The sequence below is a fragment of the Actinoplanes awajinensis subsp. mycoplanecinus genome, from assembly GCF_001509495.1.
Lineage (GTDB): Bacteria > Actinomycetota > Actinomycetes > Mycobacteriales > Micromonosporaceae > Actinoplanes > Actinoplanes palleronii.
Genome location: NZ_LLZH01000335.1, coordinates 20,767 through 41,537, shown reverse-complemented (window position 1 = coordinate 41,537; position 20,771 = coordinate 20,767). Strand labels below are relative to the sequence as shown.

The 20,771-nt window shown below is 73.2% G+C and carries 14 protein-coding genes and 2 tRNA genes; 7 read left to right on the top strand and 9 right to left on the bottom strand.

From position 1 onward, the window contains the following. Positions 1 to 1,110: 1,110 nt before the first annotated feature. From ADL15_RS47175 to ADL15_RS47165, 3 genes are all read left to right on the top strand, one after another. The gene (locus tag ADL15_RS47175) at positions 1,111 to 2,025 is read left to right on the top strand and encodes an ABC transporter ATP-binding protein (RefSeq protein ID WP_067706804.1); all 915 of its coding nucleotides are present in this window, start codon (positions 1,111 to 1,113) and stop codon (positions 2,023 to 2,025) included. Between the two features lie 262 nt (positions 2,026 to 2,287). Further along, positions 2,288 to 3,274, top strand: coding sequence for an aliphatic sulfonate ABC transporter substrate-binding protein (locus ADL15_RS47170; protein WP_067706801.1), 987 nt, complete (start codon positions 2,288 to 2,290; stop codon positions 3,272 to 3,274). Continuing rightward, positions 3,271 to 4,008 carry an ABC transporter permease gene (locus tag ADL15_RS47165; protein ID WP_067706798.1) on the top strand — a complete coding sequence of 246 codons (738 nt, stop codon included), beginning with the start codon at positions 3,271 to 3,273 and terminating at the stop codon, positions 4,006 to 4,008. Before ADL15_RS47170 ends, ADL15_RS47165 begins: the two co-directional genes overlap by 4 nt. 126 nt (positions 4,009 to 4,134) lie before the next feature. Here the strand turns inward: ADL15_RS47165 and ADL15_RS47160 are convergent, their stop codons facing one another. Next, the gene (locus ADL15_RS47160) at positions 4,135 to 5,478 is read right to left on the bottom strand and encodes a ferredoxin reductase family protein (RefSeq protein ID WP_083972592.1); all 1,344 of its coding nucleotides are present in this window, start codon (positions 5,476 to 5,478) and stop codon (positions 4,135 to 4,137) included. Between the two features lie 140 nt (positions 5,479 to 5,618). On the opposite strand from ADL15_RS47160, the gene ADL15_RS47155 reads away from it, so the two are divergent. Further along, positions 5,619 to 6,338: a polyamine aminopropyltransferase gene (locus ADL15_RS47155; protein WP_067706795.1), complete on the top strand. Its 720-nt coding sequence runs from the start codon at positions 5,619 to 5,621 to the stop codon at positions 6,336 to 6,338. A gap of 74 nt (positions 6,339 to 6,412) precedes the next feature. Continuing rightward, complete coding sequence (locus ADL15_RS47150; protein WP_067706793.1) at positions 6,413 to 9,754, top strand: TIR domain-containing protein; 3,342 nt, start codon at positions 6,413 to 6,415, stop codon at positions 9,752 to 9,754. On the opposite strand, the gene ADL15_RS47145 is transcribed toward ADL15_RS47150, so the two are convergent. The 5 genes from ADL15_RS47145 to ADL15_RS47125 all read right to left on the bottom strand — a co-directional run bounded on the left by ADL15_RS47145 (position 9,731) and on the right by ADL15_RS47125 (position 14,679). Continuing rightward, a complete protein-coding gene (locus ADL15_RS47145; protein WP_067706817.1) occupies positions 9,731 to 12,661 on the bottom strand; it encodes an AfsR/SARP family transcriptional regulator in 2,931 nt (976 codons plus the stop codon). The genes ADL15_RS47150 and ADL15_RS47145 overlap by 24 nt on opposite strands. A gap of 234 nt (positions 12,662 to 12,895) precedes the next feature. Next, positions 12,896 to 12,969 (bottom strand) — tRNA-Cys (locus ADL15_RS47140). A 10-nt stretch (positions 12,970 to 12,979) separates the two neighbouring features. Beyond that, positions 12,980 to 13,060: transfer RNA gene (locus tag ADL15_RS47135), tRNA-Tyr, on the bottom strand. A 228-nt stretch (positions 13,061 to 13,288) separates the two neighbouring features. After that, positions 13,289 to 14,173 carry an RAD23 family protein gene (locus tag ADL15_RS47130; protein ID WP_067706790.1) on the bottom strand — a complete coding sequence of 295 codons (885 nt, stop codon included), beginning with the start codon at positions 14,171 to 14,173 and terminating at the stop codon, positions 13,289 to 13,291. Positions 14,174 to 14,184: 11 nt separating this feature from the next. After that, positions 14,185 to 14,679 (bottom strand): SigE family RNA polymerase sigma factor, encoded by a 495-nt coding sequence (locus ADL15_RS47125; RefSeq protein ID WP_067706787.1) that lies wholly within the window; start codon positions 14,677 to 14,679, stop codon positions 14,185 to 14,187. 109 nt (positions 14,680 to 14,788) lie between these two features. Here ADL15_RS47125 and ADL15_RS47120 point away from each other — a divergent pair, with 109 nt between their 5' ends. After that, complete coding sequence (locus tag ADL15_RS47120; RefSeq protein ID WP_067706785.1) at positions 14,789 to 15,379, top strand: TetR/AcrR family transcriptional regulator; 591 nt, start codon at positions 14,789 to 14,791, stop codon at positions 15,377 to 15,379. 27 nt (positions 15,380 to 15,406) lie between these two features. Then, on the top strand, positions 15,407 to 16,138 hold the full coding sequence (locus ADL15_RS47115; protein ID WP_067706782.1) for an SDR family NAD(P)-dependent oxidoreductase: 732 nt from the start codon (positions 15,407 to 15,409) through the stop codon (positions 16,136 to 16,138). Between the two features lie 78 nt (positions 16,139 to 16,216). Here ADL15_RS47115 and ADL15_RS47110 read toward each other — a convergent pair whose 3' ends face one another. Genes ADL15_RS47110 through ADL15_RS47100 form a run of 3 tightly spaced genes read right to left on the bottom strand, consistent with a single transcriptional unit; the run spans position 16,217 to position 20,586 of the window. Further along, complete coding sequence (locus ADL15_RS47110; RefSeq protein ID WP_067706780.1) at positions 16,217 to 17,218, bottom strand: TAXI family TRAP transporter solute-binding subunit; 1,002 nt, start codon at positions 17,216 to 17,218, stop codon at positions 16,217 to 16,219. Continuing rightward, positions 17,203 to 19,221, bottom strand: a complete 2,019-nt coding sequence (locus ADL15_RS47105; RefSeq protein ID WP_067706773.1) for a TRAP transporter permease — start codon at positions 19,219 to 19,221, stop codon at positions 17,203 to 17,205. Before ADL15_RS47105 ends, ADL15_RS47110 begins: the two co-directional genes overlap by 16 nt. A gap of 24 nt (positions 19,222 to 19,245) precedes the next feature. Next, positions 19,246 to 20,586: a hypothetical protein gene (locus ADL15_RS47100; protein WP_067706770.1), complete on the bottom strand. Its 1,341-nt coding sequence runs from the start codon at positions 20,584 to 20,586 to the stop codon at positions 19,246 to 19,248. Positions 20,587 to 20,771: the final 185 nt, after the last annotated feature.

The window sequence follows — 20,771 nt, the reverse complement described above, 5'->3', positions numbered from 1 at the left end:
GCTCGCGGCACATCCGGCTCGCGCTGCACACGGCCCACGGCGCATGCGGCCCACGGTGCACCCTGCCGCCGCGCTCCCCGCCCGCGGTGCACCCCGCCGCGCATCCGACCCACGGTGCGTCCGACCTCCACGCGCCCCGCCCTCGGTGCACCCCGCGGCCGCGCATCGCCGACGACGCACCCCCGGGTGTCCCGCCCGCACGAGCAACCTGGCGCACGGCGTTCCGCCGCCATGTATCCCGTCCGCGGGGGCCTGTCTGTCCCCATCGCCGCGCCGGCCGCCGACCTGCTCGCCTCACCCACGCAGGCCACCAACCAGCTCGCCTCCCCACGCAGACCCGATGCCGCTCAGCTTAAGTTGATCTTGGTGGGCGCGCTGGCGGCCCGGAACCGTCTGGCCCGCGAGGGCATCCCGGCCCGGGCAGTGGCGCGGGTGACCGGTTGTCGGCGAGTACCCGGCCGTGCGCTCGCGGCCGGGTGCAACCGACCCCGGCCGGGGGTGAACATGGTGCCTGCCCGGGGGAACGTCGGGCACGATGATCACCGGCCGATCGCCCCTCGATCACTTTGTGGGCGGCGGGGGTGCACGTGCCCGCTCGGATGCACCTGTCGCTGCCGGGCGGGGCGGGGCGGTGAGAGTCCGCAATGCCAGATCGCGTGCCGCTACCGCCCACCTGGGGGCGGTAGCCCCACGCACAACCCGACCGCGGACCGCCACCGCCCCGAACTCGACCCACCGCGGACGGCTGCCGCCCCTTCAACGCCAAGCGCGGACCCCCGCCGCCCCACCGGTACCGAACGCGGACTGCCACCGCCCCTTCAACGCCGAACGCGGACCCCCGCCGCCCCACCGGTACCGCGCGCGGACTGCCACCGCCCCGCCAACCCCGACCGCGAGCTCCCACCGCCCCGCCAACCTCGACCGGGTGCTCCCACCGGCCCGTGAGGTCTGATCTCGGGCTGCTGACGCCCTCGGGGGCTGGTCCAGCGCGCGGAGTGACCTGCGCCGTCGCAGGAGACAGGGTGCGGTGCGGTGCGGATGATCACTGATTCAGGGATTTCGCTGTTTGAATCTAGTAAGTTGGTAGGAGTTGTAGGTAAGCTGCGCGGCATGAGCGCCGTTCCCCTGCGACTTGACGGTGTCGGCAAGGTGTTCAGCGCCGGTGGCCGGCAGCGGGCCGTGCTGGCTGATGTGGATCTGAGCGTTGCCGCCGGTGAGGTGGTGGCGCTGCTCGGGCCGTCCGGATGCGGGAAGTCGACGTTGCTGCGGCTGGTCGGCGGGCTGGAGACGGCGAGTTCCGGCAGCGTGCGGGTGGACGGCCGTGAGGTGCGGGGCATCGAGGCGCGGTGTGCGGTGGTGTTCCAGGAGCCGAGGCTGCTGCCGTGGCGGAGCATCGAGCGGAACGTCGCGTTCGGACTGCCCCGTGGCACGAGCCGGGAACGGGCCCGCACCGAGGTGGAGCACTGGTTGTCCGTGGTCGGGCTGGCGGAGTTCGGGCGGCATCGGCCCCGGCAGGTGTCCGGCGGGATGGCGCAGCGGGCGGCACTGGCCCGGGCGCTGGCGCGGCAGCCCGGGGTGCTGCTGCTGGACGAGCCGTTCGCGGCGTTGGACGCGCTCACCCGGCTGCGGATGCAGGACCTGCTCGCCGAGGTGCAGCAAGCCGCGGGCACCACGGTGCTGCTGGTGACCCACGACGTGGACGAAGCTCTGCACCTGGCCGACCGAGTGGTCCTGCTCGGCACCAGCGAGCGCACCCGCGAAGAAGCCGGCGAGCGCAACCGCGAGGAGGCCCGCGAGGACGCCGGCGAGCGCACCCGCGAGGACGCCGGAAAAAACGCCGGCGACGACGCCGGGAAGCGCACCGGGAACATCACACCGCCCGGCGCGGCCACCATCCGGTCGATCGTCGAGGTGCCCGGCATCCGCCCGCGCGACCGCGGCGACGCGGAACTGGCCGCCCTGCGCGTGCAACTGCTGGCCGAGCTGGGCGTGCACACCCCAGCCCCGGCCGCCGCCCACCCCTGACCCCGGCTGGCCCACAGAGGTGCCTCAACCACCCCGACACACCCCTGACAACCAGCCGGAAGCAGGACCTCGGCTGGCCGGCAGGGGTGCCACAACAAGACCGAGACACCCCTGACAACCAGCCGGCGACAGCGCGCCGGCGCACCCCCTGAGGGCCAGCCGGGAGCGGGACCGCGGCTGGCCGGCAGGGGTGTGACAGCAGCACTGAGGCACACCTGAGGACCAGCCGGCTGTGGGGCCGGCGCGAGAGGAACGGAACCTGATGAGGATCATGCGTGCGCTGGTCGCGGCGGCGGCTGCGGCGACGTTGCTGGCCGGCTGTGTCGAGGGTGAGGACACCGGGGGCAAGGCGGACGAGGCCGGCGCCACCACGCTGCGGCTGGACTACGCCTACTACAACCCGCTCAGCCTGGTGCTGCGCGACCAGAAGTGGCTGGAGACCGACCTCGCGGCGCAGCACGTCACGGTGAGCTGGCAGCTCTCCGCGGGCAGCAACAAGGCGAACGAGGCGCTGCGCGCGGACGCCGTCGACATCGGTTCGACGGCCGGGGCGGCAGCGCTGGTGGCCCGGGCGAACGGGGCGCCGATCAAGACGATCGCGGTGTTCAGCCAGCCGGAGTGGGCCGCGATCGTGGTGCCGAAGGGTTCCGCGATCACCGGCGTGGCCGGGCTCAAGGGCAAGAAGATCGCGGCCACCAAGGGCACCGACCCGTACTTCTTCCTGCTGCAGACGCTGGACCAGGCCGGGCTCGAGCCGGGCGACGTGACGGTGGTGAACCTGCAGCACGCCGACGGCAAGGCCGCGCTGGAGCGGGGTGACGTGGACGCCTGGGCCGGGCTGGACCCGCTGATGGCCACGTCGGAGCAGGAGTCCGGCTCGAAGCTGATCTACCGGAACGTGGCGTTCAACTCGTACGGCGTGCTCAACGCGCAGGAGGCGTTCCTCGGTGAGCATCCGGAGCTGGCGCAGGCGGTCGTCGACGCGTACGAGAAGGCGCGTCAGTGGATCGAGGACAACCCGGCGGACGCGGTGAAGCTGTACGCGCGGGAGGCGAAGATCTCCGAGGCGATCGCGACGACGGTGCTCACCGAGCGTACAAAAATTGATGTTGACCCTGTTCCTGGCGCGGCGCAGCGGGCGGTCTTCGAGAAGATCCTTCCGGTGCTGGTGGCGGACGCCAACGTGAAGACCGAGGAGAGTGCGCGGGCGGCGCTGGACACGTTGTTCGAGCCGAAGTACGCACAGTGACCAGGCGCCTGGCCGCCGGGCTGCTCCTGCCGCTGCTGTTGCTGGCCGCGTGGCAGTGGACGGCGTCCCGGGCGGTCTTCTCGGCGGCCCAGCTGCCACCGCCCGGCGAGGTGCTGGACGCGCTCGGCGAGCTGATCCGGCGCGGCGAGCTCTGGCACCACCTGGCGATCAGCACGCAGCGGGTGCTGATCAGTTTCGCCGCCGGTTCCGTGCTCGGCCTCGCGCTGGGCGGCCTGGTCGGGCTGTCCCGGACGGCGAGCGCGCTGCTGTCACCGACCGTGCAGGCGATCCGCGCGGTGCCGTCGCTGGCCTGGGTGCCGCTGCTGCTGCTCTGGCTCGGCATCGGCGAGACGCCGAAGATCGTGCTGGTGGCGATCGGGGCGTTCTTCCCGGTCTACACGACGGTGTCGGCGGCGCTCGCGCACATCGATCCGCACCTGGTCGAGGTGGGCCGGGCGTACGGACGGTCCGGGGTCCGCCTGCTCGCCGAGATCCTGTTCCCGGCGGCCACCCCGGCGATCCTTTCCGGACTGCGGCTGGGTCTGGCGCAGGGCTGGCTGTTCCTGGTGGCGGCCGAGCTGATCGCGTCGTCGATGGGGCTGGGCTTCCTGCTGATCGACAGCCAGAACACCGGCCGCACCGACGTGATGCTGCTGGCGATCATCCTGCTGGCCCTGCTCGGCAAGCTCACCGACACCGGCCTGGGCCTGGCCGAGCGACGGCTGCGCACGTAACGGAAGCACGTAACGGAAGCACGTAGAGGAAGGACCTGAGGAAGAGGTCCCGGGTCCTGCCTCCCCCATACCGAGGCAGCACCCGGGACCTTCCATAAGGACCGCCCCGGCAAAGGCGGCCCAGCTTCATCCGGCGAGCCGGAAGCGTTCCGCGTGCACCTGCCGCCCCGGCACCCGCAGCCGCCGCAGGCTGTCCAGCACGGCCGTGGTCAGCGCGTCCGGACCGCAGACGTAGACGTCCCGGGCGGTGATGTCCGGGACCAGCGCGAGCAACTGCTCCGGCTCGAACGGCTGGTACCCGGCCGCGGACCGGCCGGCCAGCACGTGCAGCCGGGCCCGCCGGACGTCCGCGAGGTTGCGGAGTTCGCCGAGCAGCACCGCGTCCTGCGCGCTGCGCACCCGGTAGAGCACGACCACGTGCCCGGTCAGCTCCGGGTCCTCGAGCAGCGCCCGGATCGGGGTGACGCCGATCCCGCCGCCGATCAGCACGGTCGCGCCGCGGGTCCGGTGGGCCGCCGTGAACGCGCCGTACGGGCCCTCGGCGTACACCTTCGCCCCGATCGGCAGGTCGCGCAGGCCGGCGCTGGTCGCGCCGACACCCTTGGCGGTGAGCCGCAGGGTGCGCCCGTTCGGCGCGGCGGACAGCGAGAACGGGTTGGCCCGCCACCACTTCTGGTGGCCGGGGAAGCGCCAGAGGAAGAACTGCCCGGCCCGGGCCGGCAGCCGGTCGAGGTCCCGGCCGATGATGTGCACGGACACCGTGTCGTCGGACTCCGAGACGACCGCGCCCACCCGCAGCTGATGCCGGGCGTTGCGGAGCAGCGGGACGATCAGCCGGCCGGTGAGCAGGGCGCCGAGCGCGAACGCCCACAGCCCCCACCAGTAGACCTGGGTGAGCAGGTTGACCCGGAACGCGGTGCCCTCGTAGACCTGGTGCAGCACGCCGAGCGCCACGACCACGTAGAGCAGCAGGTGGATGGCGTGCCAGGTCTCGTAGGAGAGCCGGCGCCGGGCGACCCGGACCGACAGCACCACGATCACCAGGATCAGGCCGGCCCCGATCATGCCGAGCAGCACCGGCGGCTGCTTCGCCAGGCTCACCGTGGTGGCCAGGAACGACGTGCCGTCCAGCCGGGCGAAGCCGAGCAGCACGAACGCCGGGTGGGCCAGCGCCAGCCAGAAGATCGCCATACCGGTCCAGCGGTGCCACAGGGTGAGGCGGTCCATGCCGTAGGCCCGGTCGACGATCGGGAGCCGGGCCACCAGCAGCAGTTGCAGGGCCATGGCCAGGGCGAGGTAGAGGCCGAGGAGCCGGCCGATCGTACCCGGAAGATTTTTGGCGGGTCCGGCGGCGGCGAACATCACCTGGACCGCGGCGAGGTTGAGCACGAGGAACGCGACGGTGCCGACGCGAGCGACGCGGAGCGAACGGCGGACGGTGAGAACTCGAGGCTGGGTCACGGCGGTCATCCCGGTCTCCCCACTGCTGGGCTGGGAGCTGCTGTTACCGGGGTGTACCGCAACTCTCCCGGGTCGGTTCACCGCCCCCGGGCCTGCCACGTTCGAGTTCCCGTGCACACTCGTGCACAAGCCCACCGAAAGGACACCTCATGCCGTCCCGATTCGCCGAACTCGGCTGGGCCGACACCCGCATCGGCGAAATCAGCCTCCGGCGGCGCCTCGAACCCACGACCAAGACCGATGTGTACGAGGTGAAGCTCGGCGACGAGTACCTGATGTCGAGCCTGTTCACCGTCGCCGAGGAGGAGCTGTCCCGGCTCGGCCTGGCCGCTCTGCCGGACGGCGCCCGGCTGGACGTCGTCGTCGGCGGGCTGGGCCTCGGCTACACCGCCCGCACCGCGCTCGACGACGAGCGGGTCGCGTCCCTGACCGTGGTCGAGGCGCTGGCCCCGGTGATCGACTGGCACCGCCGCGAGCTGCTCCCGGAGGCCGGCGCGCTGGTCACCGACCCCCGCACCACGCTCCTCGAGGGTGACTTCTTCGCGCTGGTCCGCGACGGCTCGGGCTTCGACCCGGCCGTGCCCGGGCGCCGCTTCGACGCGATCCTGCTCGACGTCGACCACTCGCCGGTCAACGTGCTGGACCCCACGCACGCCGACCTCTACACCGCCGGTGGGCTGCGCCGGCTCGCCGCTCTGCTGCGGCCGGGCGGCGTGTTCGGGCTCTGGTCCGACGACGCGCCCGAGGAGGGGTTCCTGGCCGTGCTGCGGGAGGTCTTCACCAGCGTCGAGGCCCACGTGGTGACCTTCGACAACCCGCTGACCAGGGGAACCTCGGCCAACACGGTCTACGTCGCGACCGGGTCGTAACGCCCGGCTGCACCGCCGGGCGCGGTGGCATGGAGAATCGGCCCCCGCCGATCACCTAGCCCGCGGGAACAGTCATGCCCTTTGATGGTTTCATCTCCTACAGCCACGCCGCCGACGGGCGGCTCGCTCCGGCTGTCCAGCGTGGTCTGCACCGGCTGGCGAGACCCTGGCACCGGCGGCGCGCGCTCTGGATCTTCCGGGACCAGACCGGGCTGGCGGTGACGCCCAAGCTGTGGAGCTCCATTCAGGAGGCTCTCGACGGCTCGAACCACTTCGTGCTGCTCGCCTCGCCGGAGGCGGCCCGCTCGCCGTGGGTGAACCGGGAGATCGAGCACTGGCTGGCGACCAAGTCGGCGGACCAGATCCTGCCGGTGGTGACCGACGGCGACTGGTTCTGGGACGCCGGCGCCGGGGACTTCACCGCCGGCTCGACCGCGGTGCCGGCCGCGCTGCGCGGGGTGTTCACCGAGGAGCCGCTCTTCCTCGACCTGCGGTGGGCCCGCGACGACCTGCACCTGAGCCTGCAGCACGTCCGGTTCCGGGACGCGATCGCGCAGCTGGCCGCGCCGATGCACGGGGTCAGCAAGGACGAGCTGGAGGGTGAGGACGTCCGGCAGCACCGGCGGGTGCGGCGGCTGGGCGTCGTGGCGGTGTCGATGCTGGTGCTGCTGACCCTGGTCACGTCGCTGACCGGGATGGTCGCGGTGCGCAACGCCGACCGGGCCAACGCCGCGGTGGTGGAGGCCGACCGGCAGGAGCAGGTGGCGACGCAGCAGCGCACCACCGCCGAACGCGCCACCGAGGAGTCGCAGCGGCAGCAGGAGAACGCCCGGGTCCAGGAGGCGCGGGCGCAGACCGCCAAGGAGGAGACCGGCCGGCAGACGCTGCTCGCCGGGGAACAGCAGGCCCTCGCCGAGGAGGCCGCCGCGGAGGCGGAGCGGGAGCAGGACGCCGCCGAGCGGTACCGGGCCACCGCGGCGAGGCAGAAGGCGAACGCCGAACGGCAGCAGAAGCTGGCCCGGGGCGCGGGCGAGGAGGCGCAGCGGCAACGGGCCGAGGCCGACCGGGAGAAGGCGAGCGCGCAGCGGCAGCAGGAGCTCGCGGACCAGGCGTCGGCGCGGGCGACGGAGCAGAAGAAGCTCGCCGCGAAGTACCACGCGCAGGCCCGCAAGGCCGAGGAGGAACGCAAGCGGCAGGAGAAGCTGGCCCGGGAGGCGGCCGACGAGGCCCGCCGCCAGCGCGAGGCCGCGGCGAAACAGCAGCGTGCCGAGATCAGCCGGCGCCTGATGGTACGGGCCCGCGCGATGATCGTCGACGACCCGAAGAAGGCCCTGATGCTGGGGGTCGCCGCGCAGCGGCTGAACCCGGAGCCGCAGACTCTCGAGCAGCTCAGCCACCTGGTCATGTCGACGCACTACGCCGGCGCGCTCACCGGCGTGACCACCGTCGTGCCGGTCACCGGGCAGGTCGTCGCGACCGCGGACACCGGCGGGACCGTGTCGCTGTGGGACGGCACCGACCCGGCCGAGCCGGTACGGCTCGCCACCGTGCCGGCCGGTGCGACGGCGGACACCACACTGGCCACCGCCCCGGACGGGCACACGCTCGCGGTCGTCAACGGCGGGGCCGAGGTGGCCCTGTGGAACGTGACCGATCCGGCCCACCCGGCCCGGCGGGCCCCGATCACCGACGCCGCCGGGATCACCACCGTCACGTTCAGCCCGGACGGGCACACCGCCGCGGCGAGCACCCGGGACAAGAACACCGTCCTGTGGGACCTCACCGGCACCGCGCCGGCCCCGCTGGCGACGCTGCCCGCCGCGTACCCCCTGCAATTCGGTCCGGACGGACGGACCGCCGTGACCAGCGGGGCGGTCGTGCGGGTCTGGGATCTGACCGACCCGGCCCACCCGGTGCCGGGCGCCGAGCTCGCCGTGGCCTTCGGTAACCCGATCACCGACGCCGCCATCGCGTTCAGCCCGAAGGTGCCCGTGGTGGCGGTCGAGCAGGACGGCGACTACGTCGGGCTGTGGGACCTGAGCGAACCGGCCACGCCGCACCCGGGCCTCTCCAAGCTCGCCGCGACCGGTGACGCCCACCTGAGCGCGATGGCGTTCGGCCCGGACGGGCTCACCCTGGCCCTCGCCGACTCGGACGGCCGGACCGCGCTGTGGACCATCGGGGACGACGACGCGTTCCCCTGGTTCTCCACCCAGCTGGCCACGCTGAACACCGCGGACGGCGCGGTCGGGTCGCTGGCCTTCAGCGCGGACGGCCGCACCCTGACCACGGTCGGCACCGCACGCCGGACGGCCACGCTGTGGAGCACGAAGGGCCGGTTCGCCAAGGAGCCGGTCGCCACGCTCCCCTGGCCGCTCCCCGGCCGCGTCGTGGGCCTGGAGTTCGGGCCGGACAACCGATCGCTGCTCGCGGCGGGCCGGCAGGGTCCGGCGGTGCCGTGGGACCTGACCGATCCGGCCGCCCCGGTCCAGGGGGCCACCGTGCCCCTGCTCGGCAGCACCGTCGACGGGATCACGCTGAGCCCGGACGGCCGCACCCTCGCGGTGACCGGGGTGAACAAGACCGTCACCCTGCTCGACATGACCCGGCCGGACGCGCCGGCACTGCTGTCCACGCTCGACGACGGCGGGGACCTGGTGTACACGGTGACGTTCAGTCCGGACAGTCGTACCCTCGCGGTCGGCCGCCGCGACGGCAAGACGACCTTGTGGGATGTCACGGACCGGGAGAAGCCGGTCTCGCGCACCGTGCTCGCGCTCCGCAAGACGTTGACCACCATCGCGTTCGCGCCGGACGGGCGCACCATGGCCGCCGGTGAGGGCTACAACGTGTCGCTGTGGGACGTGACGAACCTGGCCGCCCCGGCGCGGCTCACCTCGATCCCGCTGAAGGACTGGATCAGCTTCACCGCGAACACGCTGGTGTTCAGCCCGGACGGGCGCACCCTGGCGGCCGGCGCCGACGACGCGACGGTCCTGCTGTGGGACGTCGCCGACCCGGCACAGCCCCGCCAGGTCGCCGCGCTGACCGGGCACACCAACGCGGTGCTGTGGGTGGCCTTCACCCCGGACGGCCGCTCCCTCGCCAGCGCCAGCATCGACGACACCATCATGCTGTGGGACATCGCCGAGATGTCCGACCCGGTCCCGTACGCCACGATCAAGACCCCGGACCTGCAGAGCTACAACGTGGCGCTCAGCCGGGACGGGCGCACCATCGCGGCCGGCGGCACGTTCGGCGCGCCGAGCAAGAACGTCACGCTCTGGGACGTCCGGGTGCCCGCGGACCTGGCAGCCGACCCGGCCGGGAACGCGTGCCTGGTCAGCGGGCGGGGGCTGACCGCGGACGAGTGGAAGAGCTACGTCCCGGAGCTACCGCACCAGTCCACCTGCTGACGGAGCGGCCGGCACCCACAGGTCGGCGAAGACCCGCCGGGCCAGGTCGAGGTGGGGCCGGGCCCGGTCGGGGTCACCGGTGTCCCGCCACGCCGCGGCGAGGCCGTCGTGGGCGCGGGCCGTCTCGTACCGGTCGCCGATCTCCTCGGCCAGGTCCAGCGCCGCACCGTGCTGACGGCGGGCGTCGTCCGCGTCCCCGGCGGCGAGCAGCACCTGGCCGAGGTCGTTGAGCGCCTCCGCCTCGCTGGCCCGGTCGCCGATCCGCCGGTGCAGCACCAGCGCGCGGCGCAGGTGCCCGGCCGCCTCGGTGAGCCGGTCCTGGCGGGCGTGCACCGCGGCGAGGTCGGTCAGCACGTACGCCTCCGCGGTCCGGTTGCCGGTGCGCCGGACGGCGTCGAGGCTCTCCTCGAGGTGGGCGGCGGCCTTGCCGAGGTTTCCTTCCTGGTCCGGCAGCCGGGCCAGCAGCGACAGGACGTACGCCTCGCTGAACCGGTCACCGAGGGTGGCGTAGCGGGTCAGGGCGGCGTCGTACCGCCCCGCCGCCGACGCCGGGTCGCCGAGCCGCGCGTCGATCAGGCCCAGCCGGACCAGCGCGTCGGCCTGACCGGCGTCGTCACCGAGGTGTTCGTACAGCGTCCGCGCCCGCTGGTAGTGCTCGGCGGCCCGCCGGTAGTCGCCCAGCAACCAGGAGACGCTGCCCAGGTCCCGCATCACCAGGGCCTCGGCCGCGTGCTCGCCGAGGTCCGCGTAGAGGACGAGCGCCCGCTGGTACGTCATGGCGGCCTCGTGCGGGCGGCCCTGACGGCGGTGCAGCCGGCCCAGGTGCGACAGCGCGCGGGCCTGCGCCGCCCGGTCGCCGACCGCGCGGGCGGCGGACACCGCGGACGCCATCACGGTGGCCGCCTCGGCGACCGGCCCGCCCGCGTCGAGGTGCGGGAACAGCGCCTCGGCCAGCGCGATGGTGTGCCGGTGGAAGCCGTGCGCCGCGCCGTGGACGCAGATCACCGCGAGGTTCGCCCGTTCCGCCTCGAGCCAGTCCCGGGCCGCGCCGGCGTCACCGTCGCTCGCCGCGGCCAGGTAGTGGTCGAACAGGCGATGCAACGCGGCCCGCCGGTCCGGTTCGGCGTCGTGGTCGGCGGCCAGCCCGGCGGCGTAGGCGCGCAGCAGCCCGTGCATGGCGTACCGGCCGCCCCGCCCGGCCTGGACCAGGCTGGCCCGGGCCAGCACGCCGAGCAGCCGCCGCGCCTCGCCGGGCTCGACACCGGTCAGCGCGGCCACCGCGTCGACGTGTGCGGACTCCCCCGGGTGCAGCCCGAGCAGCCGGAACACCCGGGCGGCGGCGTCCGGCAGGCTCCGGTACGACCACGAGAACACCGCGCGGACCTCGGCCCGCTGGTCACCGCCCGCGTCGAGCAGGTCGAGGCGCACCTGGTGGTCGTCCAGCTCGGCGACGAGCTCGGCCAGCGGCACGTCGGCACGGTCGGTGGCCAGCCCGGCGGCGATCCGCAGCGCCAGGGGCAGCCGGGCGCACGCGGTGGCCAGGGCCCGGGCGGCGGCCGGCTCGGCGGTCACCCTCGTACCGATCAGGGTGTGCAGCAACCCGAGCGCGTCCGGCAGCGGCAGCAGGTCGAGCATCACCCGCTCGGCGCCGTGCACCGCGACCAGACCGGGCAGCGAGTCCCGGCTGGTGATCAGAACCAGACACGACCCGGTGCCGGGCAGCAGCGGCCGCACCTGTTCCACCGAGGCCGCGTCGTCGAGCAGCACCAGCATCCGCCGGCCGGTCAGCTCGGAGCGGAACCGGCCGGCACGCTCGTCGACACCCGGCGGGATCTCCGGCCCGCGCACCCCGAGCGCGGTCAGGAACCCGGCCAGGGCGTCCGCGACGGCCACCGGCTGCTCCGCGTCGTAGCCGCGCAGGTTCACGTAGAGCTGCCCGTCCGGGAACCCGTCCCGGACGCGGTGCGCCCACCGCACGGCCAGCGCGGACTTGCCGACGCCGGCCGTGCCGGAGAGCAACGCCACGGTCAGCGGTGGCTCACCACCGCCCGGCGACACCAGCAACCTGTCCAAGGCGGAGAGTTCCTGGGTACGACCGGTGAAGGCCCGGACATCGGCCGGCAACTGCGCCGGAACGGTCACCGCGGCGGCGGCCGGTGCGCCGACCGGCAGCTCCAGAGCGGCGTCGGCGGCGAGGATCTGCTCGTGCAGCCGGCGCAGCCCGGCGCCCGGATCGCTGCCCAGCTCGTCGGCGAGGGACCGCCGGATCCGCCGGTACTGCTCGTCCGCGTCGGCCTGCCGCCCGCACCGGTACAGCGCCAGCATCGCCTGCCCGGCCAGGCGTTCGTCGAGGGGATGGTCCGCCACGGCGGCGCTCAGCCCGGGCAGCAGTTCACCGTGCCGGCCCAGCCGGAGCAGCACGTCGTAACCGTCCAGTTCGGCGGCGAACCGTTCGTCGAGCAGCGCGCGGCGCGTCGCGTTCAGCCACGGCGTGTCCAGCCCGGCGAACGGCTCGCCCCGCCACAGGTCCAGCGCCTGCCCGATCAGGTCGGCGGCGGCCCGGTCGGACTCCGCGGCCCGGCCCAGCGCCGTCAACCGGCGGAACCGGTGCAGGTCCACGGTCTGCGGATCCACGGTGAGCAGGTAACCGCCGGGCTCGCGCCGGATCTCCATGCCCGGCGCCCCGGCGATCGCGCCGCGCAGCCGGGACAGGTAGCTGTAGAGCGCGCCGGCCGCCCGCTGCGGGGCCTGCCCGCCCCACACCCGGTCGATCAACTGGTCCAGGGTGACCGGACGCCCGGCCTCCACCAGCAGCACACCCAGCACGCACCGTTGCCGGGCATGCCCCAGGTCGGCGGACACCCCGCCGATCCGGGCCTCCACCACACCGAGCACACCGAACTCCACCGCCAACTGACCTCCACACGCTCGTCTCCTACCAGCGGATTCAAGAAATCCACCAGGAAAGTACGAGTCTCCCATGCTTCGTACAAGGTCAACCGGCAAGCATCGACGTCGTTGCAGGGCAGCGGGTCGCTCTCGCCCGGTTACGGAAACGTACGGGGGAATCGGGACGCCATCGCGCCACGAGAGAGGCGACGAGCGACCCTGCCCTGCAACAGCGCTCGGGCGGAGACTCTGTGGAGACCGCAGCCGGATTCGAACCGGCGTGCACCGCTTTGCAGACGGTTCCCTGGCCACTCGGGCATGCGATCGTGTCGTGCGTGCGGGCGGCAGGATTCGAACCTGCTCAGCGAAGCACCCGGTTTACAGCCGGGCCCGACTCTCCATCGTCGGCGCGCCCGCGTGGCGTGCCTGGTTCTCCCGTCGGATCACAAAAACAAAAACCGCCATTCCCGTACAAGGGAACGGCGGCGCGTATCACGCGAGAGCGGGCTCAGCCGCGCCACCGGTCCGGGGCGAGATAGCGGTACGCACACAGCATGATCGTGATCTCCCTGATCAGTCGTCCGAGCGATCCCGCCCGAAGCTGTGTCCCACCCTAGAAGCCCCGCCCCGGGCCCGGCAACGCGTTTATCCGCCGATGTGGAACCGCTCGTCGACGGCGAGCCCGGCCAGCGCCTGTGTGTCGAACGGCAGCTGGGCGAGCGCGTCCTTGGGCGTGCCGTCCCGGTTGCTGGCCAGCGCCCGGGTCTGCCCCACGAAGACCACCACGTCGTCGTCCCAGCGGTACGCGGCCCACTGGCCGAGCCGGCTGTCACCGCCGGCGGCGGGTGTGGCGACACCCACCTTCGCCGCGCCGACCTGCTGCACCTGGCAGTCGCCGCCCATCCCCCAGAACGCCGTCGCCAGCTTGCACGGGTCGTCCGGCAGGGTGTTGTCCGACTCGTGCACCTCGACCAGGATCTGCCCGAGGCCACCGCCCTTGGCGAGCGCCGCGGTCGCCAGGTAGCTCCACTCCGGGTTCTCGATCGCCGCCTGGTGCCACTGCAGGTCGGACCCGTCGTCGAGCTGGCCGCGCGGGGTCGCGTACCCGCCCGGGACGACCTTCAGCAGGTCGGCGAGCAGCTGCTTGCCGCTCTGGTAGCGGGGCCCGGTGTCGGCGGTGGCGTCCCCGCTGGCCTCGGCCGGCCAGGACGGCTCGGTCTCCTCCTCCTGCGGTGTCGCGGACGGTCCCGGTGTCGCGGACGGTCCTCGTGAGGCGATCACGCTCGGGGTGGCGGCCGGTGCCGCGACCGGAATCCCGCCCTCCGGGCCCGCATCACCGGAGAGGTAGTGGGCCGGCACGATCGTCACCGCGGCCAGGGCCGCGAACGCACCGGCACAGGCGAGCAGCGTACGACGGCGCCCCGCGGCCCGCCGCCCCGCCGCGATCACGGTGGCCGACTGCATCGGTGGCGGCTCGGAACTCTGCGTCACCACGCTCCGCAGCGCCTCGCGGAACTCGGTCTCCTCCATGGTCTTCCCCCTCATTCGGCGGTGACGGGCGCGCCGATGAGCGCGCGCAACGTGGCCAGCCCGCGGGCGGACTGGCTCTTGACCGTGCCGCTGGTGCAGCCGAGCGCCGCGGCGGTCTCCTCGATGCTGAGGTCCTGCCAGTAGCGCAGCACCAGCACGGCACGCTGCCGGGCCGGCACGTCGGCCAGCGCCCGCAGCAGCATCAGCCGGTCCTCGGCGGGCACGTCCGGCGCCGCCCGCTCGATCGGCTCGTGGTGCGGTCGTTCCCGGCGCCACCATCCCCACCGGCCCTCGTCGATGAAGGCGCGGATCATCACTTGGCGGGCGTACGGGTCCAGCGACTCCTGCTTGCTGATCCGGTCCCAGCGCAGATAGAGCTTGGTGAAGGTGGTCTGCACCAAGTCCTCCGCCCGGTGCCAGTTGCCACAGAGCAGGTACGCCGTGGCGCGCATGCTGCCTGACCGGGCCGCGAAATACTCCGCGAACGCCTCGTCACGGTCACTCATGCAATCCCCCATCGGTCATCGGTCGCGGTAAGCACGAGGCCGACGGGCGCCAGGGTTGCACGAGAATCCTTTCTAGACCGTACGTTCTGGAATGTGTAGGGTGTTGCCCGTGGGACGGACCAAGGAATTCGACGTCGCGGACGCGCTGGAGCGGGCGATGCGGCTGTTCTGGAGCAAGGGTTATGCGGCCACGTCGATCGCCGACCTGGTCACCGCGACCGGGGTGGCGCGGGCCGGGCTCTACGCCACGTTCGGCGACAAGCACGAGCTCTACCTCAAGGCCCTCGACGCGTACGCCACGGCCCGCGACCCGGCGCTCGTGGCCCGGCTGTCCGGCGCCGGCCCGGCACTGCCCGCGGTGTACGCGCTGATCACCGACTACGCCGACGCCGACCAGGCCAGGGCGGGTTGCTTCGTGGTGAACGCGGCGATCGAGCGGCTGCCCGCCGACGCCGGGGCCGCGCTCACCGTGGAGGCCAGCTGGTCGGCCCTGGAGGCGGCGCTGACCGCCGCGTTCAGCCGGGCCCGGGTGGCCGGCGAGCTGGTCGCCGACGCCGACCCTGCCGCGCTGGCCCGTCTCGTGCTGGTGCTGCTGCAGGGCATGCGCGTCGTCGGCCGCGGCCGGCCGGGCAGCGGGCGCGCCACCACGGCCGCCGCACAGGCGATCACGATGATCGGCACTCTCACTCCCATTATTTGACCGTACGTTCTAGAAAACGGGGACCTCATGACGGAACGTTTCGCGGGAAAGATCGCCCTGGTCACCGGCGGCGGCTCCGGGATCGGCCGGAACACCGCGCGGGCACTCGCCGCCGAGGGCGCGACCGTGATCGTCGCCGGGCGCAACCGGGCCGCGCTGGAGGAGGCCGGCGGGATCCCGATGGTCGCCGACGTCAGCGTCGAACAGGACGTCGCGGCGCTGCTGGACGCGATCGGCGAGAAGTTCGGGCGGCTCGACGTGGCGGTCAACAACGCCGGGGTGTTCGGCGGCGGGATGCCGCTCGCCGAGATGCCCAGCCCGGAGTGGGACCGCCTGGTCGCGACGAACCTGACCGGCGTCTACCTGGCGATGAAGCACGAGATCGGGCTGATGCGCCCGACCGGCGGCACGATCGTGAACGTCGCCTCGAACATCGGCGCGCACGGCCGGCGCCCGGGCCTGGGCGCCTACGCGGCCACCAAGGCCGCGGTCAGCGCCCTGACCCGCAACACCGCCCTGGAGTACATCCGCGACGGCATCCGGATCAACGCGGTCAGCCCCGGCCCGGCCGACACGACGATGTCACTGTTCCCCGGCGAGACCGCCGACGACCGGGCCGCCCGGCTGGCCGTCGGCCTGCCGATCGGCCGGGTCGGCTCCCTCGACGAGATCACCTCCGCCGTCCTGTGGCTGGCCTCCCCGGAGTCCGCCTTCACCGTCGGCCACGACCTGGTCATCGACGGCGGCGCCACCGCCTGACCGGCCCCGCACGGTGGCGGCTGGTGCTCAGGGGTGCCTCCCGGGCTTGAAGGCACCCCTGAGCACCAGCCGGCCTCGCTACTTCGGGGCGTTCAGGTCGTCGAGGGCCTTCTCGGCGCCGCGGTGCAGCGGCACCGGCGCCGTCCGGCGGGCCGTCGAGAGGCTGATCTCCTTGGCCGCGGCGTTCGCCTGTTCGAGCTGGGGTTTGCGGTCGAAGAGGGTCCTGGTGAGGACGCAGGCGACGTCCGGGTCGAGGTCCGCGCGGACCAGCAGGTAGTTCGGGACGACGATGGTCTTGACGTCGGCCGGCTGCCGGTAGGTCGCGGCCGGGACGGTGCCCTCCTGATAAACCTCGTTGATCTTCTGGAGGGCCGGGAGCAGCGGGGTGACGTCGAGGAACGCGACCTGATCCTTCGCGGTCGTCAGCAGGTCGGTGATGCCGGGGGTGGGCAGCCCGCCGGACCAGAACAGCGCGTCGATCGACCCGTCCTTCATGCCGTCGACGGTCTTGGTGAGGTCGAGTTTCTGGGCGCTGACGTCCGTCGCCGGATCCAGGCCGGCCGCGGTCAGCATCCGGTTCGCGATCACCTCGGTGCCGGACTTCGGCGAGCCGGTGGAGACCCGCTTCCCCTTCATCCCGGCCACGTCCTCGATGCCCGCGGCCTTGCGGACGATCACCTGGGTGTAGTTGGTGTGAATCCGCGCCAGGGCGGCGACCGGCTGCTTCGCGGTGAAGCTGTTCGTGCCGTTGACCGCGTCCGCGGCCGTGTCGGCGAGCGAGAACGCCACGTCGTAGCTGCCCGCGACGAGCTGCTGGATGTTCTGCACCGACGCGCCGGTCTCGGCCGCGGTCGCCTGCACCCGGCTGCCGGACGCGTTCACCTGCTCGGCGAACGCGTTGCCGAGCGCGAAGTAGACCCCTGTCGCGTTGCCTGTCGCGATGCCGACCCGGGTGTCCTGGCCGACCTGGCAGGTGACGTCGCCACCGGTGTCGGTCGCGGCGGTGTCCTGCCGGCCACCACACGCGGCGGTGGCCAGGACGAGAGTGAGTGCGGTCGTCGCGGTCACGATTCTTCGCATGCTTCGCCTTCCTGATCAACGTTCTCTTCCGGACGTCGTCGGGCCCGGCCCACGGCGGCGAGCAGCGCCGACCCGGCCAGTGCGGCCAGCCCGATCCCGATCGTGAGCGGCGCCAGGTACAGCAGGAACAGCCCGGCGATCCCGGCCAGGATCCGGCTCGGCAGCCCGGCCCGGCCCACCCCCGGCACCCAGCCACCGGTCGCCACGGCCAGCCCGAGCACCGCGAGTGCCGCCGCCGCGCTGGTCCACAGCACGCCGAGCGCCGGGCCGCGGGCCAGCAGGTACTCGCCCCGGTCGGTGAGCACGAAGGCGATCGGCGCGAGGAAGGCCGGCAGCGCGTACTTCAGGGCCTGCCACATGGTCGGCATGGTCCGCCCGCCGGTGATCGCGCTCGCGCCGACGGCGGCGAGCGCGGTCGGCGGGGTGACCTCGGAGAGCACCGAGTAGTAGAAGACGAACATGGCCGCGGCCGGCGCGCTCACCCCGAGCCCGAGCAGCGCCGGCCCGATGATCACCCAGCCGATGATGAAGCTCGCGGTGACCGGCACCGCCAGGCCCAGGATCGCGAGCGCCACCGCGGCCAGCAGCACGGTCAGTGCGAGCACCGCGGCCGGATTCCCGGTGATCGCCTGCGCGCCGTTGACCAGCAGCGACGCCAGCTGCGCGCCGAGCCCGGTCTTGGTGGTGATCGCGGTGATCACGCCGGCCGCGGCACAGACCGCGACGACCGGGAGCACCCCGCGCACCCCGGCGGCGAGCGCCTGGAACAGCCGGGCCGGGGTCAGCCACGCGTGGCGGTCCAGGTAGGACTGCGCCACCGCGAGCAGGGTCGCGTAGACCACGGCCCGGGTGGCGCTCTCGCCGAGCGCGAGCAGCACGACGATCAGGATCAGCGACGAGAAGTGGTAGCCGAACCGGGTCAGCAGCCGCCCCGCGCTGGTGGCCGGCAGGTCCACGGCCCGGACCCCGAACCGCCGCACGTCGATCTCCACGGCCAGGATGATGCCCAGGTAGTAGAGCAGCGTCGGGATCATCGCCCAGCCGAGCACGGTCAGGTACGACACGTCGAGGTACTCCGCGACGATGAACGCGGCCGCGCCCAGCGTCGGCGGCGACAGGATGGCGCCCACCCCGGCCGCGGCCAGCATCCCGCCGGCCTGCTCGGGCGGGTACCCGGCCCGGCGCAGCATCGGCCAGGTGACCGCGCCGACGCTGACCGCGGTCGCGGTGCCCGATCCGGAGACCGTGCCGAGCAGGAACCCGGCGGCGACCGCGGTCCGCCCGGCCGCGCTGCGCGACCTGCGGAAGGCGGCCACCGACAGGTCGACGAAGAACCGGCTGGCGCCGGAGAGGTCCAGCACCGCGCCGTAGATGGTGAACAGCACGATGTACGTCGCGGCCACGTCGAGCGGGGTGCCGTAGAACCCGCTCCCGGAGTTGTAGAGCGCGTCGACGATCTGCCCGAAGTCGAGCCCGGCATGCGCGATCGGCCAGTGCTGCGGGAGCAGTCCGCCGTAATAGCCGTACAGAAGAAAAACCGCGCAGACGACCGGCAACGCCCACCCGGTGGTCCGCCGCGCGGCCTCGACCACCAGCACCAGCAGAACCGCGCCGAACACGACGTCGACCGGTGCGAGCAACCCTTGCCGGTCGAGGAAGCCGTCGTACCCACCGCCGAACGGATTCACCGGATAGAGACAGACCAGCAGGGCGACGCCCGCGAGGATCCGGTCCGTCCAGGTGGGCGTGTCGTCGCGGTCGACCCTTGATTTGTACGCGAGGAAGACCAGCGGAAGCGTCCCCGCCAGGAACAGGATCAGATAGAACTGGCTGCCCTGAGCGAGCGGCCGGAACACTTGCCAGAGCGCGAAGACCCCGACCCCGGCAGCGACCACCGAGACGACCGATCCGGCCCACCCGGCCAGCTTCCGAGCCGGCCGCTCCTCGTCGTCATAGTGCAACGCCCCCGGCTCATCGACCGCAAGAGATCGACCATCGCCCATGGATGGACATTACTACGCCCGCACCTACCTGGGCTTACTGATTATCAGCGCCCACATGTGCGGCTCGGGCAGGGACGGGTTGGCTGCGGCCGCGCCGGCCAGGTCCGGGTCGTCGAGCAGGGCCAGGAGCCGGGCGGCCGGCAGGCGCGGGCAGGCGGCGGCTGCCCGGCGGACGTGCTCGTCCGGGTCGGCGGTGAGGTGGTCGATCAGCTCGGGCGCGGCGTGCGGATCGCGGACGGCGAGACGCCGGACGGCCGGATCCGGGTCGCCGGCGAACCGGGCCAGGCCCTCGGTGGGGAAGTTCGGCAGGTGCGGCAGGCGGCTGCGGCCCGGGCGTTCCAGGAAGGACCGCAGCAGCAATTCCCCCGGTGTGTCCGGCGGGTAGTGGCCGCAACCGGGGTCGGCGGGCGCGAGGTCGAGGCCGGCCCGCTGCTCCTCGGTCAGACCGGGGTGGGCCGCGAGCGCGGCACGCACCTCGTCGGCCGGGTCCGCCGCGAGCCGGGCCAGCTGTCCGGCGGTCAGGTGCGGGTGGCGCGCGGCGCCCGCCCGGACCTCCGGCTCCGGGTGACCGACCAGGACATCCAGCACCTCGGGCGGCACACTGGGGTTCTTCGCGATCTGGTCCAGGGAGTATTTGTCGTCCTCGGCCAGCAGCTCGTCGATCAGCGCCCGGGAGAGCCGGGTGGCCGACAGGATGTGCCGGACGTCGTAGCCGTTGCCGCGCACGTCGGCCCGTTCCGTCTCGCGGGCCGCGCGTGCCGTCCAGTCCCGCACCGCCTCGGCGGCCGCGCCCCGCACCGCGACGTCCTCGTCCTTGAGCAGCGCCTGCACGACCTCGTGCTCCGGGTCGCCGTAGGTCGGGCGGAACATGCCGAGCAGGGCCCGCCGGACAGCCGGGTCCGGATGCCGCCGGGCCGCGCCGATCACCCGCCGGTCCCGGCCGATCTCCTCGAGCACCTCGTCGGCCAGGTCCTCCTCGGTCATCAGGCCGCGCCGGAACTGCCCGAGCAGCCGGTCCAGGCCGATCCACAGCAGCCGGTCCGGCGCCGGGAACTCCCGGTCGGCGAGCAGCCGCCGCACGACCTCGTCGTCCGGGTCGCCGGCCAGGCGCAGCCGGGCGGCCGGCTCCACCAGGGGGTTGGCGGCCAGCGCGGCACGCACCCGCACGCTCGGGTGCTCCACCATCGCCGCGACCACCGGTGCGGGCAGCGTCCGTCGCCGGAACGCCGCGGGCACCGCCTCCGGCCACGACCGGAGCAGCTCCAGCAGCACACCGTCCGGCGCCGCCGGGTTGGCGGCGAGCCCGCAGAGCGCGGGCTCCTCGATCCGAGCGTCCAACCAGTCGTCGGCATGCAGGCGAAGCACCCGCCCACCGGACCCGATCCATTCACAGCGGCAACTCACGAGGAGCCACCCTAGCCATCAAATCCGCAGCTCACATGGCCTCTTCACCCGAGTGACGAGACCCCGACGTCCGCTTTAGACTGAACTTGCCGCACTCCTGCGATCCACCCACCGCGCAGCCATCCTCCACGCGCCGCCCGCCTCGG